General features: G+C 65.1%; 14 protein-coding genes and 1 pseudogene. 9 read left to right on the top strand and 6 right to left on the bottom strand.

Annotated elements, in window-relative coordinates:
* Nucleotides 1-16 precede the first annotated feature (16 nt).
* The 5 genes and pseudogenes from H7A86_RS10005 to H7A86_RS09985 form a co-directional block, all read right to left on the bottom strand.
* Nucleotides 17-433, bottom strand: coding sequence for a SymE family type I addiction module toxin (locus H7A86_RS10005; protein WP_119132023.1), 417 nt, complete (start codon nt 431-433; stop codon nt 17-19).
* The gene (locus H7A86_RS21010; RefSeq protein WP_232099308.1) at nt 430-699 is read right to left on the bottom strand and encodes a hypothetical protein; all 270 of its coding nucleotides are present in this window, start codon (nt 697-699) and stop codon (nt 430-432) included. The genes H7A86_RS10005 and H7A86_RS21010 overlap by 4 nt, the downstream gene beginning before the upstream one ends.
* Nucleotides 700-1,067: 368 nt before the next feature.
* A pseudogene (locus tag H7A86_RS21140) lies at nt 1,068-1,406 on the bottom strand (LysR family transcriptional regulator); the annotation flags it as partial.
* Between the two features lie 202 nt (nt 1,407-1,608).
* Entirely contained in the window at nt 1,609-2,361 is a 753-nt protein-coding gene (locus H7A86_RS09990; protein ID WP_119132025.1) for an SDR family NAD(P)-dependent oxidoreductase, read from the bottom strand.
* Nucleotides 2,362-2,378: 17 nt separating this feature from the next.
* Nucleotides 2,379-3,608: an MFS transporter gene (locus tag H7A86_RS09985; RefSeq protein WP_119132026.1), complete on the bottom strand. Its 1,230-nt coding sequence runs from the start codon at nt 3,606-3,608 to the stop codon at nt 2,379-2,381.
* 98 nt (nt 3,609-3,706) lie between these two features.
* Between H7A86_RS09985 and H7A86_RS09980 the strand changes: the two genes are divergently transcribed.
* Nucleotides 3,707-4,588, top strand: coding sequence for a substrate binding domain-containing protein (locus tag H7A86_RS09980; protein ID WP_119132027.1), 882 nt, complete (start codon nt 3,707-3,709; stop codon nt 4,586-4,588).
* Between the two features lie 144 nt (nt 4,589-4,732).
* Here H7A86_RS09980 and H7A86_RS09975 read toward each other — a convergent pair whose 3' ends face one another.
* Entirely contained in the window at nt 4,733-7,885 is a 3,153-nt protein-coding gene (locus H7A86_RS09975; RefSeq protein WP_180708143.1) for a TonB-dependent receptor, read from the bottom strand.
* Nucleotides 7,886-8,534: 649 nt separating this feature from the next.
* On the opposite strand from H7A86_RS09975, the gene H7A86_RS09970 reads away from it, so the two are divergent.
* From H7A86_RS09970 to H7A86_RS09935, 8 genes are all read left to right on the top strand, one after another.
* Nucleotides 8,535-9,275 (top strand): flagellar motor protein, encoded by a 741-nt coding sequence (locus tag H7A86_RS09970; RefSeq protein WP_026064871.1) that lies wholly within the window; start codon nt 8,535-8,537, stop codon nt 9,273-9,275.
* Between the two features lie 7 nt (nt 9,276-9,282).
* Complete coding sequence (motD, locus tag H7A86_RS09965; RefSeq protein ID WP_104585116.1) at nt 9,283-10,257, top strand: flagellar motor protein MotD; 975 nt, start codon at nt 9,283-9,285, stop codon at nt 10,255-10,257.
* 1 nt (nt 10,258) lies between these two features.
* Nucleotides 10,259-11,041 (top strand): ParA family protein, encoded by a 783-nt coding sequence (locus tag H7A86_RS09960; protein WP_016904758.1) that lies wholly within the window; start codon nt 10,259-10,261, stop codon nt 11,039-11,041.
* On the top strand, nt 11,038-12,372 hold the full coding sequence (locus H7A86_RS09955; protein ID WP_119132028.1) for a chemotaxis protein CheW: 1,335 nt from the start codon (nt 11,038-11,040) through the stop codon (nt 12,370-12,372). The genes H7A86_RS09960 and H7A86_RS09955 overlap by 4 nt, the downstream gene beginning before the upstream one ends.
* A gap of 103 nt (nt 12,373-12,475) precedes the next feature.
* Nucleotides 12,476-12,784, top strand: coding sequence for an STAS domain-containing protein (locus tag H7A86_RS09950; RefSeq protein ID WP_026064926.1), 309 nt, complete (start codon nt 12,476-12,478; stop codon nt 12,782-12,784).
* On the top strand, nt 12,781-13,146 hold the full coding sequence (locus tag H7A86_RS09945; protein ID WP_002806565.1) for a response regulator: 366 nt from the start codon (nt 12,781-12,783) through the stop codon (nt 13,144-13,146). The genes H7A86_RS09950 and H7A86_RS09945 overlap by 4 nt, the downstream gene beginning before the upstream one ends.
* A gap of 32 nt (nt 13,147-13,178) precedes the next feature.
* Nucleotides 13,179-15,173, top strand: a complete 1,995-nt coding sequence (locus H7A86_RS09940; RefSeq protein ID WP_119132029.1) for a chemotaxis protein CheA — start codon at nt 13,179-13,181, stop codon at nt 15,171-15,173.
* Between the two features lie 452 nt (nt 15,174-15,625).
* Entirely contained in the window at nt 15,626-16,153 is a 528-nt protein-coding gene (locus tag H7A86_RS09935; protein ID WP_047125429.1) for a hypothetical protein, read from the top strand.
* Nucleotides 16,154-16,199: the final 46 nt, after the last annotated feature.

Here is a 16,199-nt window from a genome sequence, read left to right as displayed (position 1 = left end):
TATGGCAGCCGCCGCATCATCGCCGCACGCTGCGCGCCCTGGCCGGCACCTCCACCGGCGGCAACACCTCCATCAACAGCTGCCCTTCGCTGGCGGTGATGCGCAGCTTGGTGCCGATGGCAAAGCCCAGTTGTTCCAGCCATAGGCCGCTGAGGCGGACGTGGGGCACGTGCTGGTCACCGGCGTGGTCGTGGGCGCCGGGGTAATGGGTGTAGCTCACAGTGCATTGGCGCGGGCGGCGGGCGCGGCGGGGTGCGCGTAGCGTGCCGGGGCCTTGCGGGGAGGCGTCCGGGTCGGGCAGGAGCATCGGTGGCAGCTTGGTGCGGTCGGGCTCCACAACGACCCACTGCACCCGCTTGGGCGGCGCGGGGCGCGTACGTGTGCGGGTGGGCCGTGCGCTGGCAGATACCGTGGGTGGGCGGCGGCGTGTCATGGCGCCTCCTGGTGATGGCGGGTGATGGTTGCAGCGACGTACTGCTGCAACGGCACAGCCCTGCGTGCCGACAGGCGGCGCGAGGAGTGCGGCAATACACCGAGCTGGCGACTCAGCGGACGCGCGGTATGGTCTTTCGCCTGCTCAATAGCTGTGCGTGCGTCGAGCCTGCGCAGCACATCGCCCATATCCCACCGCAGGCGGTGAGCGGAAGCTGGCAACAGATCAACCGGCACAGATGCCGGTATGGATAGTGCGGTAGACATGGCAACGCCCTCCTGGAACAAACCAAGAACCGCCGCCAACGGCGACGGGATGTCGGGAGGTTCGAAACCGCTAGTAGCCGGCGGGCGTATTCCCCTTGCGGGTGTTGTATTAGCCGCCCTCCCGACGCAGGCATTGCGCCGGCTTGTCCCTGCAGGATGCAGGCACAAAAAACCCACCGGTTTGACGGAGGTGGGTACCGCTACTAGAGGAGTTTCGACGCTCCTTGGGACTAGATTGCAAGTACACGGTCCGGCGTGTCAATACACGGTGGCGCGTCTCGCGCGGCTGTGTGCGCCTGGCGCAGTTCCATACGGGCCACGCAAGCCGAGCACCGTCGCCTGATTAAGTGCACCTGACCCCATTACGCACACATTGCCAACAAGATCGGCAACCGCGACGGCGTGATGCCGTCGGAAAGCGCAATGCGCAATTGACCGTGAAAGCCATTGGCGGCTGCCTTTACACTGTCGCGGGCCTGCTGCAAAGCGGTGAAGACGCGGGGCACATGCTCCATAAACAAGATGCCCGCCCGCGTCAGGCGCGTGCTGCGACTGGTGCGAATGAACAACCGTTCGCCCAGTTCTTCTTCCAACTCTTTGATATTCCGAGACAGCGGCGACTGCTCCATGTGCAGCCGTTCGGCCGCACGGGCAAAGTGAAGTTCTTCGGCTACGGCCAGGAAGCAACGAAGATGCCGGAGTTCCATCGCACACCTTCCCTGTCAGTTTGCCGACCGCTGCATTGTTGCCAGCATCAGCATTAGCAAAAGGAATCTGGTGGTTGTAGTGGACATGCGAGGCATGTCCGCAGCGCTGTGGCGCAACGGCACGCAATGGCTCTCGTCCTTCCATGTGAATGGTGCGGCAGCGGAACCCCCGCGGATGCAGGGTGACGTACCACGGCGATTCTCAGAACGAGTAGTAGCGCATACCGCCATCCACAGTGGTTACCGAGCCAGTCATATAGCGCGCACGCGTGGAAACCAGGAATGTTGCCACGTTGGCCACATCCTGCGGCTCGCCGAAGTCGCCCAGCGAGATGTGGGCCTGCGCGTACTCCCGTCGAGCATCACCGGGGAACAGCCGACGGATCTGGGCGGTGTCGAGCAGGCCAGGCTGCAACGAGTTCACGGTGACTCCGTGCTTGCCCAGTTGGCTGGACAGGCCCTTGGACCAGACTGCCATGGCTGCCTTCGCCACGGAGCCGGCATTGACCACAGGGGCCTCGTAGGTACCTGTAATGTTCAGAATGGAACCCTGCTCGCGCTCGACGAACTGCGGAATCAGGTGCTGCGTTAGTTGGCGGTGACGGTCGAAATTGAGCGTCATCGTCTCCTCCCAGACCGAGTCCTCACCGACCATGTCGATCGGCCGGCTTCCGCCTGCGTTGTTGATGAGGATGTCGACGTAACCCAGAACACCAAGGGCTTGATCAGCGATCTTCTTGGGAGCATCCGCCGCCATGAAGTCCTGAATGAATGTGTCGATTGGCGCCAAACCTTGCGCTGCGGCGTCGCAGACTAGGCTGGCCAACAGCTCCTCATTGCGCGCAGTGCCGAATACCTTGACGCCTTCGCGGGCCAGTTCCAAGGCGATTGCGCGGCCAAGACCTTGGCTCGCACCCGTGACGACGGCAGTCTTACCTTTCAGTTGCAGATCCATAATGCTCTCCAGGTGGTTTAAGAATGATGGTCAGTGGAGGGACTAGTCGGGCGCATCCTCTCTACAATCGGCGTCGCGATCGCGCATGCCCCGATGAGAATGCCGGCGCCAAAGCACGCAATGGCGATACCGCCGTGGCTAATAGCCCAGCCGCCCAAGAGCGCTCCCAGGCCGATCCCCGCATTGGCAGCCGAAATGTTGAGCGTGCCGGCCAACGCCTTCCCTGCCGTGGCCGCGTTCATGACGCGGATCTGAGACAACGGGAATAGCGCGGTGTGGGCAACACCCCAGACTGCCAAGGCTGCGATGAACGGAATCAGGTGTTCAGCAATAACGGCAGCCGATACCGCGCCGACAGCCAGAAGCACACAGAACAGCACACTGGCTTGCACCGCATACTTGTCTACCAAGCGCCCGGCGACATAGTTGCCAACCAGGCCAACGGCTCCGAAGCCCATCAACCACCAACCGACATTGGCAGAAGGAATGCCGGCAATGCTTTCAAGCATGTCTGCTAGATAGGTATAGGCGGCGAACATGGCAGTGAAGATGGCCAAGGACAAGATCAGATTGGCCAGGAAGAAACTGCTCTTGAGAATCGAAACCTGAGTCAACAGGCTTTGATCGGGACCTGCCGGTACCTTCGGCATCACAGCAAGCAGGATCGGAACCATCCCTAGGGATATCGCTGCCAGCACCCAAAAGGTGCCACGCCAACCTACGGCGTCACCCAGCACCGTCCCAAGAGGAATACCGAAGAGAAGTGCTGCGGTCACACCGAAGTAAACTTGTGCCACGGCCTTACCAGCCTTCTCCTTGCGCACGATCTGTCCTGCGGCGTCGCTACCTATTCCCCAAAATACCGGCACAAGCGCTGCCGGAATCAGACGAGCCACCATAAGCGTCCAGTAGTTAGGCGACAGCGCGGCAGCGGCGTTGCATACCGCAAATGCCACCAATATCCAGACGAACAACTGGCGGCGCTCATAGCGGGATAAGCAAGCCGTCATGAATGGGCCTGCGAGGGCAATCGTGAATGCGAAGATCGTCACCAACTGTCCGGCCATCGAAATGGAGATACCAAGATCCTTCGACAGCGCAGGTATCAAGCCGACGATGATGAATTCGGTGGTGACTATCACGAAGGCAGCCAAGGACAAAACGCCGATCGCCCAACCACTGGCCGTGCTGGAAATGGCAAGGTTGTTAGGCCTGTTGGTTGGAACTTCAGCAGACTCGTTCGACATTGCGGCTCACCCCAAAAAATATCAATTTACATAGTAAATCTGCCAAAAACAGGCACAATCCACCTAAAATGACTGGCTGTATAACGAATTTCGTTTGAATGAACTTCAAAGATCTCGAAGTGTTTGTTGCCGTCGTCGCTGCTGGCGGCTTGGCCGCCGCGGGGCGGCGCTTGGGAATGAGCGCGATGGCCGCCTCACGGGCACTAGCGGCTCTAGAAACCGAGCTAGGCACCCGCTTGGTGCATCGGACGACGCGATCAATTTCACTGACGCCAGAAGGCGAAGCCTTCCTTCCCCACGCCCGAGCCATCCTTGACCTGGGTGAAACTGCCCGTACCAGCGTCACGACCGACCCAGACGTTGCATCTGGGACATTAAAGGTGACCTGCCCTCATGTATTTGGCCGCGCTGTGATGGTGCCGCTGCTTGGCGTGCTACAGGAGGAACAACCACGCTTGCGCGTGGAGCTAGGCCTGAGCGATGACATCATCGACATTGTTGAGCAAGGCATTGACGTCGCCATCCGCCTGGCGCACCCAAAGGACTCGCGCTTGGTGGGCCGGAAGCTCTCAGACAACCCTCGCGCCCTCTATGCCACACCTGCGTACTTGGACAAGCATGGGATACCTAAGTCTCTCAGCGACCTTTCCCATCACAACGGGCTTCATTCAACAGCCATGACGGCCTGGCCATTCATGGCCGGCGATGAACTGCGCATGCTACCAATCCGTGGACGCTTTGCTTGTAGTAGTGCGGAAGGCGTGAAAGAGGCCTGCCTGCAAGGGATGGGCTTGGCGATGTTGAGTTATTGGGATGTGGAGCCAGAAATTGAGTCGGGTCGCCTACGTGCGGTGCCAATCGCTAATGCCATTGCCCAGAACCTGCCAATCTGGGCACTCATTCCCACCTCAAAGAACGTACCCACACGTGTTCGCATGCTGATCGAAGCATTGCAGAAGCGTTTGGAAAGCGGTGCATAGAAGAGGCCGGAACTTTTTCTCGATTTGATAGGGGTATGAGGCTATGAAACAACGGTTCCAGGTTCACTTCCACTGCAGCCCGGCCGCCGCCGAACCATCGCGCCCATACCGCCACGCGGCAGGCATGGGCGCAACACGTTGCACCTAGAACTTGTAGGTCAGCCCGAGGTACGCCAGCCGGCCTGCGTAGCCGCCGGTGTAGAAGCGCGCGCGGGTGTCCTCGCCCAGGTGCGAGCGGGACTCCTGCTTGGTCAGGTTCAGTACCGAGGCGGTGAGGCTGAGAGCCGGGGTGATGTTGTAGGCCGCGTTGACATCGATCTGGTAGTACGGCTCTTCAAAGACGTTCAACCCGTTGACCAGGCCCTGCACCAGCTCACCGCGACGGTTGTACGAGGCGCGCAGCAGCAGGCTGTCGGTCTCGTAGAACACGGTGAGGTTGGTCTGGTTCCTGGCGCTGCCCGGCATGGCGGTCTCGCCGGCCTCGGTGCCGTCTTCCAGCCGCACTGCCGCCTTGCTGGCATCGTTGTAGGTGTAGTTGAACTGCACACCAAGGCCAAACGGCAGCGTGTGCTGCGCGTACAGCTCCACACCCTGCGACACCGCGTCCTGGCCGCCGGCCTGGGTGCTGTAGTTCTGCACGGTGACCGGTTGCCCGTCGACCATCATGTTGACGTCGCTGATCACGTCGACCGCGAAGTTCTCCACGTTCTTGCGGAACAGCCCCACACCCGCCACCGAACCCGGGAGAAAATACCATTCCAGCCCCAGGTCGAACTGGTTGGCCTTGTACGGCTCCAGGTTCTTATTGCTGCCCGAGCCGTACCAGCCCTGCTCGCTGGCACCGCCGGTCAGGCGCCGGTCGGCCACGTACTCGGGACTGTAAAACTCCAGGCTGCCAGGCGCGGCGATGTCGTTGTAGCTTGGGCGTGCGATCACCTTGGCGGCTGCCGCGCGCAGCAACAGGTTCTCGGTCAGGTCATAGGCCAGGTTGAAACTCGGCAGCACGTCGGTGTAGTTGCGGTCCAGCCCGCTGACCACGAACGACTCGGTGCGTTGCACGCTGTCGGCCAAGCGCCAGTAGCCTTCGGTGCCGCAATAGGTGTCGGCCGGGGCACCGCCGGGCATGGCGGCGCCCTGCTGGCAGGCCAGCGGATTGCCGTCGGCACCGTCGAAGAAGTAGTCGTTGTAGGCGCTCACCTTGTCGGTGGACTCGGCACGCTGGCCGGTACGCGCCACCCGCACGCCGACGTTGCCACGCAGCCGCCCGGTGTGGAAGTTGAGCTGCAGGTAGCTGGAATAGATCTCTTCGTCCACGTTGTAGACAAAGTTGTTTTCGTTGCGGGTCTGCATCGCGCCGTAGGTTTGGTTCAAATAGCCGATGTAGCCCGGGAAGTTGATCGCCGGGAACGCGCTGGCGTTGACGCCGCCGGCCAGGTTGTCCTGCGCGAACAGCAGCCCCGGGGAGAACTGCGTGGCGATGGCATTGCAGCGCCCGTTCCAGTAGCGGTTGTCGTAGTCGCTCGGGTCGGTGCCCGGGCACACCCAGTAGTTGTTGCCGGTGCTGCGGTGGATGCCGCCGTCGCGACGTTTGATGCCGAACTGCAGCGAGTCGAAGACCTCGCCGTCGAAATGCCAGGTGGTATCGATCTGCGCGTACTGCTGCTGGTTGGTGTTGCGGGTCCAGGACGAGCCGGTCGAGCCCAGGTCGACCTGCAGGATGCCGTCGCGCAGGTTCTGCATCAGCGCTGGCGAGAACGTCATGGACGGCGTGCCGGTCAGGTCCCAGGCACTGGCGAAGTTGGCGTTGGTCCAGCTGCCGTCGGCGTTCTGCAGGCGCGGCTTGATCGGCAGGGAAAACTGCAGCTCCGGCCCGCCCTTGGCCCAGGTGCGGCCGGCCTTGAACGCCACGTCCACCTGCTCGCCACGCCATTCGCCGCCCAGGTCCACGGTCTGCGACAGCGATTTTTCGATGTTGTAGCTGCCGGTGATCTGCGGCGTGGGCACCGTGCAGTCGTCCGAGCCCCAGCCGCCCGGCGGCAGGCCGGCCGCAGCGGCCTGCGCCTCGTTGCAGTAGTAGGTCCTGCCCGGGCGCAGGCTGTAGGCGGCGCCAGTGACGATGGTGCCGCTGGGATCGAACTGCAGCCGGTCGAGCAGACGGCCGCCGCGCCAGTTGCCGTCGCCGTTGTAACGGGCGATGTTCCACTCGGGAATCTTGATGGTATTGGTCTGCGAGTCCTGCGACAGGTCGAAGCGGAAGTAGTTCGCGGTCAGCGTCAGGTCGTCGGTCGGCTTGAACTGCAAGGTCAGTTGCCCGCCCTTGCGCTCGCGCTCCTCGCGTTTGGCGCCCAGGCTCACCGCCGTCGGCATCATGAAACCGGTGGCGTAATCGCCGTCCTGGTTCCAGAAACCGGTCCCGCCCCACCAGTTGGCGTTGAAGTCCGAGGGATTTCCGTTCACGTCGACCGCCGGGCCGCCTTCGTCGCGCCCGTACCATTGCCAGCTCTCGGTACTGGCATCGAGTGTACGTGCGGTGCGCTTCTGCTGCGTGTAGCCGACGAAGACGCCGAAGCGGTTGTCCTTGTCGTGCCACGAATACGAACCGGAGAACTGGCCGTCGGTCTTCTTGCTGGTATCGGACCAGGTGCCCTCGGCAGAGACGAAGCCGGAGTTTGGCTCCAGTTCCAGCGGGCGCCGCGTCTGCAGGATCACCGTGCCGCCGATGCCGCCTTCGTCGATGCGCGCTTCCGGGGTCTTGTACAGCTCCGCGCTGCCCAGCAGGTTCGACGGCAGCAGCGTGTAGTTGAACGAGCGCGTGGGGTCGCCGTTGGACTCGGCGGTGGCGATGTAGTTGCCGTTCAATTCGGTCAGCACCAGCTCCGAGGACAGGCCGCGCACACTGACGTTCTTGCCCTCGCCGCCGTCGCGGCTGATGACCACGCCGGGCACGCGCTGCAGCGCATCGGCCACATTCTTGTCGGGGAACTTGCCCACGTCCTCGGCGGTGATCACATCGACCACGGCGTTGGCGTTGCGCTTCTGCTCCAGGCTTTTTTCGATCGCGTAGCGGTAGCCGGTCACCGTCACTGCGTCCAGGTCCGTGGCCTGCACCTCGGCCTGGCCCGTGGGCGCCGGCGTGCCGTTGGCCTGCTGGGCGGCGGCGGTGGAGGCGACACTCGCGAACAAGGCGATGGCGATACCGGCGGACAGCGTGCTGCGGTGGCGTGCGAATGGCATGCAGTTCATTTCGATCATGCTCTCCCAAAGGTGATTGGCTTCGGCGGATTTCTGTCGATCCAGCGATCGGCCAAGAACGTTGCGCGAAGTGACACAAAAACGATCCGTCGCCGTTGCGGCAACCTGCCCCCTCCTCTTGCGTCCGCTTCCACGCAGATGCGATTAGATCGTTCTAATGCCGTGGAAAGCTAAGTAGCACAGCCCAAGCGGCAGCGCATTCTGCCGCGCAACAGACCGGCGGCGTTGCGAGGCATCCACGATGGGCGGCCGGCCCGCCACGCTTGCACGCGGCACGGCACAGCCGACCGCGTCGCGGCTGCAGCAGCGTGATCGCTGCAAGCAACACAGCCTCGCCCGCAACCGGACGCAAGCGGTTTGCCGAAGCGCCAGCACACACCTTGTTTAAAACCGGGCTCAGCAAGAGACTGGATGGAGCTGAGGGCATCGCCCACCACACGCCGCTTGGCGGCCATCGCCAACGCGGTCGCCACACCGAACATGCGCGCGCCTGTTGCCTGCGTGCACGCGCAAGGGTGGCGGGGCCTGCTGCGGCATTGATGACACGCCCTGGTCGGGAGCGCATGCGCCGATGACCTGGCAACCCTGCATCGACGCCAGCGTGGAGGCGGCCCATGCCGCAAAACGACAACTTTCTGGCGCTCTCGACCATCTGCTCTATCAAGTCCGCCGCGCTCGCGCCGATATCGCCTCCATGGACAGACTCAGCATCATCGGACTGGTGCTCGCGATCGTGGCGATCGTGGGCGGCAGCGTGTTGAAAGGCGCCGGCATTTCGTCGCTGTGGTCGCCGGCTGCCTTCGTGATCGTGATCGTCGGCACCGTGGCGGCGATCCTGCTGCACACCTCACCGGCGGTTTTCCGGCGCGCCTTCAAGATCCTGCGCTGGGTGATCCAGCCGCCGGCCAGCGACCGCCCGCAGTTGCTGGCGCGCATCGTCGAGTGGAGCAACATCGCCCGCCGCCAGGGCCTGCTGGGCCTGGAAGACCAGCTCCCGCGCCAGGACGACGCGTTCCTGCGCAAGGGCCTGCAGATGCTGGTCGATGGCGTGGAGCCCGAATCCATGCGGCATATGCTCGAGATCGAAATGGACAACCAGGAGCGGCAGGACCTTGCCGCGGCCAAGGTGTTCGAAGGCATGGGCATCTACGCGCCCACGCTGGGCATCATCGGTGCGGTGCTCGGGCTGATGGCGGTGATGAAGAACCTGGCCGACCCGGCCATGCTCGGCCATGGCATCGCCGCGGCCTTCACCGCCACCATCTACGGCATCGCCTCGGCCAACCTGCTGTTCCTGCCGGTCGCCGCCAAGCTCAAGAGCGTCATCCATTGCAGCACCAACGAGCGCGAAATGGCGATCGAAGGCTTGATCGCGATCGCCCAGGGCGAGAACCCGCGCAACATCGAGTCGAAACTGGCAGGCTACTTGCATTAGTCCCGTCATGGCCCGCCGTCGCAAACACCACGAAGACCATGGCAACCACGAAGCGTGGGCGATTCCGTATGCCGATCTGATGACGCTGCTGCTGGCGTTCTTCGTGGTGATGTACGCAATCTCCTCGCTCAACGAGGGCAAGTACAAGGTCATGGCGCAGGCGCTGACCACCGCCTTCGGTGGCGCGTCCACCGCCGCCAGCCCGGTGCAGGTCGGCAGGACCCAGACCCTGGGTGCCGATTACGACCGCCCGTCGGTGATCAAGGCCGGCGCGCCGATGGCCGCGTCCAGAGGACCGACCGACCCCACCCTGCTGCCGTCGATGGCCGCGCAGATGCGCATGCCGGTGTCGCTGCGCAACCAGGCGCAGCTGGCGCGTGCGCAGCGGCAGATGGACGCGGTGGCCCAGCAGTTGGGCAAGACGCTGGCACCGCTGATCGACCAGAAACTCATCACCATCCGCCGCAACGATCTGTGGATCGAGGTGGAGATCAACAGCGACATCCTGTTCGGTACCGGCTCGGCGGCATTGGCCGGCAGCGCCCGCGGCACCCTGTCGGCGCTGGCCGCGGTGCTGCGCGATGCGCCCAATGGCGTGCGCGTGGAGGGCTATACCGACAACCAGCCGATCGCCACCGCACAGTTTCCCTCCAACTGGGAGCTGTCGGCCGCGCGCGCCGCCAGCGTGGTGCACCTGTTTGCCGACGACGGCATCGCCCCGCAGCGATTGGCGATGGTGGGCTATGGAGAATTCCGCGCACGTGCCGATAACAGCACTGAGGCGGGACGGAATGCGAACCGGCGTGTGGTGTTGATCATCCTCGCTGACTCGGCTGGCTCACTCGCACCCGATCCGCCATCGCAGCTGCATGCGACCGCCGCCGGGGCGCCCAAGCTTCCCAAGTCTGACGGCGGCCAAACGGCCGTCACCACCGAAAGCGGCACAAGTTCCGTTCCCGCCGTAATTCAAGGAGTGCAGTGAGATGCGTATCTGGGCAATCGCCAACCAGAAGGGCGGCGTCGGCAAGACCACCACGACGCTGGCATTGGGTCGTGGCCTGGCCGCGCTCGGCCACCGGGTATTGTTGATCGACCTCGATCCGCACTCCTCACTCACCCGCGCGTTCGGGGTGGCGATCGACCCGCCGCCGCGCGGGGTGCTGGACCTGTTCGGCACCCCGCCGAGCGACCTGGCCAGCCTGGCCCACGAAAGTGCCATCCCCGGCCTGTCCTATGTCTGCGCGCAAGCCGCACTGGCCACGCTGGAACGCCGCAGCGCCAACCAGCCCGGGCTGGGCCTGGCCCTGCAGAACGCGATGACCCGGCATGCCGGCCAGCACGACTACATCCTGCTCGACTGCCCGCCCACGCTCGGCCTGCTGATGATCAACGCGCTGGCCGCCTGCGACCGCGTAGTGGTGCCGACCCAGGCCGAGCCGCTGGCGCTGCACGGCCTGGCCAGCATGGTGCGTACCGCCGACATGGTGCAGCGTTCGCGTCGCCGCGCACTGCCGGTGTCGATCCTGCCGACCCTGTTCGACCGCCGCACCCGCGCCGGCACCGAGACGCTCAAGGAGATGCAGGACACCTACGGCGCCGTCGTCTGGGAAGACGCGGTGCCGGTGGATACCCGAATCTGCAATGCCGCCGCGTTGACCGTCCCCGCCACCGGCGGCGACTACCAGGGCCGCGGCCTGTCCGCCTATCGCCGTGCGCTGGAATGGGTGCTGGCCGATGACGCGGTGCGTATGGAGCAAGCCGCATGAGCAACCACGCCGCCAACGGTGAGCTGGACGATTATCTGGAAGGCCTGCTGCACGATGCCGGCGTCGAACCCACTGCCCCGGCTGCCACTGCCACCGTCGCGGCGGCACCGGCAACTGCCGAGGCAGACGTCACGCTGGCCGAAGCGCCGGTGCAGGCTGCCGCGGCCCCCGAAGCCGCCGCTGTCTCCGAAGCGGCCACGTCCAACGCGATCGCCGCGGTGCTCAGCGCCGCGGACATCGCCGCCGATTTCCTTGCCGAAATGGATGCCGACCCGGCCTTCGGCCCGCCAGTGGTCGCTGCGCCCAGCGCCGCGGACATCGCCGCCGATTTCCTCGCCGAAATGGATGCCGATCCGGCCTTCGGCCCGCCGGTGGTCGCCGCGCCCAGCGCTGCAGACATCGCTGCCGATTTCCTCGCCGAAATGGATGCCGACCCGGCGTTCGGCCCGCCGGTGGCTGCCGCGCCCAGCGCTGCAGACATCGCTGCCGATTTCCTCGCCGAAATGGATGCCGACCCGGCGTTCGGCCCGCCGGTGGTCGCCGCGCCCAGCGCTGCAGACATCGCTGCCGATTTCCTCGCCGAAATGGATGCCGACCCGGCGTTCGCCACGGCGGCGCCCAGCCCGTTCATGAGCACCGCCGACCTGATGGCCGAGATGGACGCAGACCCGGCCTTCGCCAGCGCTGCCTCCGGCGCCGACCTGCTGGCCGCCGATCTGCTGTCGGAGATGGATGCCGACCCGGCCTTTGCCGATGCCGCACCCGCCGCGCCGGCACCTGCGCGGCCTGCGCCGGCACCGATGCAGGCACCGCACCGCGCACCGCCGTCGCCGATCTATCCGCAAGGCCTGCAGGCACTGCTGGCCCCCGGCCAGGCCGAGCACATCCAGGCCGAGCGGCGCGCGGCCGAACGCAGCACGCGCTGGCTGCGCCTGCGCTGCGGCGAACAGACCTATGCGCTGGAATTGCTCAAGGTGCAGGAGGTGGTACTGCCGGTGCCGCTGCTGCCACTGCGCGGCACCGCCAGCGCGATGCTCGGCATCATGAACCTGCGTGGCCAGGTGGTGCCGGTGATCGACCTGGGCATGCATCTGGGCTCGGCGCCGATCAACATGGATCTGCAGACGCGCGTGGTGGTGCTGGAGGAAAACGGCGAGACCATGGGCCTGCGCGTGTCGGCGGTGGAAGACGTCACCAGCCTGACCGATCAGCAGATCGAACCACCGGACAACGCACGCCTGTGCCGCATTTCCAACAACCTGTTCCGCGGCGTCGCGCGGCTGGGCCATCAGCCGATGATCCTGCTCGATGCCAGCCATTTGCTGCATTGATCCGGCCCGCAGCTGACGCGCACCTGCACGCGCAACGATTCACCGTTAAAGCTTTCCCGCCGCCCGCCGTTAGTACGCATAGAACCATCCGTTCGGAGCAACAATGAGCACAGTGACATTGGGTGAGGATCTCGGCATCGAGACCAGCGCCGACCTCAAGCAGAAGCTTGCCGCGTTCCTGGCCCAGGACGGCGAGGTGGTGCTCAATGCCGGCGACGTCCGGCGTATCCATACCGCCAGCGTGCAGTTGCTCTGTGCCTTTGTGCAGACCCGCCGCCAGGCGGGGTTGCATACCGAATTCGATGGCTGCAACGACACTTTTAGAGATGCGGCCCGTCTGCTCGGCGTCACCGACGCGCTCGGACTTTCCGCATCCAATGACAACCTGAAATCTGTGGAGAACGCCGCATGAGCGCACGTATCTTGGTGGTGGACGATTCGGCGTCAATGCGCCAGATGGTCTCTTTCGCCCTCACCTCTGCCGGCTTTGCCGTCGAAGAAGCCGAGGACGGCGCCGTGGCGCTGGGCCGCGCAAAGGGCCAACGCTTCAACGCGGTGGTGACCGACGTGAACATGCCCAACATGGACGGCATCTCGCTGATCCGTGAGCTGCGCCAGCTGCCGGACTACAAGTTCACCCCGATGCTGATGCTCACCACCGAGTCGGCGGCCGACAAGAAGTCCGAAGGCAAGGCCGCCGGTGCCACCGGCTGGTTGGTCAAGCCGTTCAACCCGGAACAGCTGATCGCCACCGTCCAGAAAGTTCTGGGTTAATTCCACTTGCCTCACCATCGGATGTCACGCCCATGAGCATGGACCTGCAACGTTTCCACGCCACCTTTTTCGAGGAAAGCCGCGAAGGGCTGGACGCGATGGAGGCCGGGCTGTTGTCCCTTGAAGAGGGCAACCGCGACCCGGAAATCATCAACTCGGTGTTCCGCGCCGCGCACTCGATCAAGGGCGGCGCTGCCACCTTCGGTTTCGAAGCGGTCGCCGGCCTGACCCACGTGCTGGAGACGCTGCTGGACGAGTTGCGCTCCAACAAGCGCCAGCTCGAGCCCAATGCGGTCGATGCCATGCTCGGCTCGGTCGACGTGCTGCGCGCGCTGCTGCGCGAAGCCGAACACGGCACCCCGGCCGACCCGGCCGCGGTCAAGGCCGTGCATACCCGTTTGAACGCGGTGCTGGCCGGCGAAGCGCCGACCGCCGCGGCGGTGGCCAAGCCGAAGGAAGAAGAACCCGAAGCCTGGCATATCGGCTTCACCCCGGCGCCGTCGCTGTTCATGAGCGGCAACGACCCGCTGCGCATCATCCGCGAGCTCGAGCACCTGGGCCCGCTGCAGATTGCCGCGCGCCTGGAGCGCATGCCGGGCTTCGAGAACATCGACCCGCTGGAAGCCTACCTGGCCTGGGATCTGGGCCTGATCGGCAAGATTCCGCGCAGCAAGATCGAAGACACCTTCGCCTGGGTGGTGGACGATTGCGAGCTGGAGATCCGCCCGATGGCGGTGCCCGGCCCGCCGCCGAGCCTGGCCGTCGAAGCCGCCGCTGCGCCTGTCGCCGTCGCTGCGGCACCTGCCGAACCTGCCGCCGCCGCTGCCACGCCGGCCAAGGCCGCCGCGGCCGAAGCGGAAACCTCGATCCGCGTCAGCGTCGACAAGGTCGATGCCCTGATCAATCTGGTCGGCGAGCTGGTCATCACCCAGGCCATGCTCAAGCAGGTCTCCACCGGCCTGGATCCGGCGCATGCCGAACAGCTGTTCGCCGGCCTGGATCTGCTCGAACGCAATACCCGCGACCTGCAGGAAGCGGTCATCGGCGTGCGCATGCTGCCGGTGGACGCGGTGTTCCGTCGCTTCCCGCGCCTGGTCCGCGACCTCTCCAGCCGCCTCGGCAAGCAGGTCCGCCTGCGCACCATCGGCGAAGGCACGGAACTGGACAAGGGCCTGATCGAAAAGATTGCCGATCCGTTGGTGCACCTGGTGCGCAACTCGATCGACCACGGTCTGGAAATGCCCGATGCGCGTCGCGCCTCCGGCAAGGACGAGACCGGCACGATCACCCTGGCGGCCTCGCACCAGGGCGGCCATATCGTGATCGAAGTCAGCGACGACGGCCGTGGCCTCAATCGCGCCAAGATCCTGGAAAAAGCCGCCGAACGCGGCATCGCCGTGCCGGACAACCCGACCGACGCGCAGGTGTGGGACCTGATCTTCGCACCGGGTTTCTCCACCGCCGATGCGGTGACCGACCTGTCCGGTCGTGGCGTGGGCATGGACGTGGTCCGCCGCAACATCCAGGGCCTGGGTGGCGAAGTGCAGCTGGAAAGCAACGCCGGCAGCGGTACCCGCGTGCTGATCCGCCTGCCGCTGACCCTGGCCATCCTGGACGGCATGACCGTCTCGGTCGCCGGCGAAACCCTGATCCTGCCGCTGGCCTACGTGCTCGAGGCACTGCAGCCGGCGCCGGAAGACATCCGCTCGATGGCGGGCGATGGTCGGGTGCTGCGGGTGCGCGGCGAGTACCTGCCGATCCTGTCGCTTACCGACTACTACGGCTTCGGCGGGCAGCAGTCCTCGCAGGAACCGCTGGTGGTGGTGGTCGAAGGCGACGGCCAGAAGATCGCGCTGGAAGTGGACGAATTGCTCGGCCAGCAACAGGTCGTGGTCAAGAACATCGAGAACAATTACCGCCGTATCCCGGGTGTCTCAGGCGCCACCATCCTAGGCGATGGCCGGGTCTCGCTGATCGTGGACATCGGCGGGCTGGTGCGCTCGCTGCGTGTGCCGCAGGCCGCGTAACACGCCAGGCCACGCACCAAGCGCGGTGTGGCTCCTTCTCCCGCGGGAGAAAAGGCCGCCGACTGTGTGCGGTCACGACAAAGCCCTGGCAGCGATGCCGGGGCTTTTCATTTCTGCCAGGCACCGCAGTCCGGCACAGTCCCGTCAATTGCGCACCTGCCCCGCGACGCGTGCCGCACGGCCTGCAGCCGCTGCCCCACGTGTCGGAACATGTGCGGCGCAGCGCCTACCCGCGCGCGCAGGGCCAACCACGGCGACGCTCAACACGCCCCGATCCTGCCGGGGCGTTCTGCCATCTGGCAGCGACCGACAGACGCACGCCCTTCGCAATACCCCCTGCGTTTCCCCCGCAAACGTGCCGTCCGTCGAAAGGTGATCAAGCGCGCGCCGCTGCGGCCGATACAGGGAGCAATGAGGGCTGCCTGGCCCGCGCCACGTCGAAGGAAGTCCGCATGCCCACCGTCAACTCACCACGCGCTGTCCGCCACCTGCTGGGCTCGGTGTGCGCCGCCGCGCTGCTGGCTGCCAGCATCTCGTTGCCGCCGTCCTTCGCAGCACCGGCCGCGCCGGTGTCGGTCCTGCTGGACAACGTGCCGGTGAACGCGCTGCAGTCCCTCGCCATCGACCTGGTGCAGTTGCGCGACGAGCAGCGGGCGCAGCTTGCCGCAGCGCATGACCCCGCCCGCATCGAGGCCTACGACGAGCGCCTGGGCAACCTGCGTCAACGCATCGCACGGCATGCGGGCTACGTCCAGGCCAGCGCGCCACAGGGCGAGCAGGCGCGCCAGTTTGCGCTGGTGCAGCAGCAACTGGGCCAGTATCTGGCGCAGCAGCGCCAGGCCAACCGCGCCCTGCATGCCGGCGACCTGCAGGCTGCGCAGGCCTTGTCGCTGGACCATGCAGGCGACGCACGGCTGTGGACGCAACTGCACACCCTGCAGCAATCGATGGCCAGCGTGGGCACAACGCAACGCCACTGAGCATTGCCCGCCTCGCGACCGCGATGCTCGCCGCGGCGTCGTAGGC

This window comes from Xanthomonas euroxanthea (assembly GCF_903989455.1).
In the GTDB taxonomy this organism is placed as follows: Bacteria; Pseudomonadota; Gammaproteobacteria; order Xanthomonadales; family Xanthomonadaceae; genus Xanthomonas; species Xanthomonas euroxanthea.
The sequence above is the reverse complement of the archived record's forward strand: the minus strand, read 5'-3'. Positions and strand labels throughout refer to the sequence as shown.

Excerpts from the sequence above, each read along its gene's own strand:
- motD (WP_104585116.1), top strand. The coding sequence starts at position 9,283 with ATGGCCCGCCGTCGCAAACACCACGAAGACCATGGCAACCACGAAGCG.
- H7A86_RS09935 (WP_047125429.1), top strand. The coding sequence starts at position 15,626 with ATGCCCACCGTCAACTCACCACGCGCTGTCCGCCACCTGCTGGGCTCG.
- H7A86_RS09990 (WP_119132025.1), bottom strand. The coding sequence starts at position 2,361 with ATGGATCTGCAACTGAAAGGTAAGACTGCCGTCGTCACGGGTGCGAGC.
- H7A86_RS10005 (WP_119132023.1), bottom strand. The coding sequence starts at position 433 with ATGACACGCCGCCGCCCACCCACGGTATCTGCCAGCGCACGGCCCACC.
- H7A86_RS09945 (WP_002806565.1), top strand. The coding sequence starts at position 12,781 with ATGAGCGCACGTATCTTGGTGGTGGACGATTCGGCGTCAATGCGCCAG.
- H7A86_RS21010 (WP_232099308.1), bottom strand. The coding sequence starts at position 699 with ATGTCTACCGCACTATCCATACCGGCATCTGTGCCGGTTGATCTGTTG.
- H7A86_RS09980 (WP_119132027.1), top strand. The coding sequence starts at position 3,707 with ATGAACTTCAAAGATCTCGAAGTGTTTGTTGCCGTCGTCGCTGCTGGC.
- H7A86_RS09960 (WP_016904758.1), top strand. The coding sequence starts at position 10,259 with ATGCGTATCTGGGCAATCGCCAACCAGAAGGGCGGCGTCGGCAAGACC.
- H7A86_RS09940 (WP_119132029.1), top strand. The coding sequence starts at position 13,179 with ATGAGCATGGACCTGCAACGTTTCCACGCCACCTTTTTCGAGGAAAGC.
- H7A86_RS09955 (WP_119132028.1), top strand. The coding sequence starts at position 11,038 with ATGAGCAACCACGCCGCCAACGGTGAGCTGGACGATTATCTGGAAGGC.
- H7A86_RS09985 (WP_119132026.1), bottom strand. The coding sequence starts at position 3,608 with ATGTCGAACGAGTCTGCTGAAGTTCCAACCAACAGGCCTAACAACCTT.
- H7A86_RS09970 (WP_026064871.1), top strand. The coding sequence starts at position 8,535 with ATGGACAGACTCAGCATCATCGGACTGGTGCTCGCGATCGTGGCGATC.
- H7A86_RS09950 (WP_026064926.1), top strand. The coding sequence starts at position 12,476 with ATGAGCACAGTGACATTGGGTGAGGATCTCGGCATCGAGACCAGCGCC.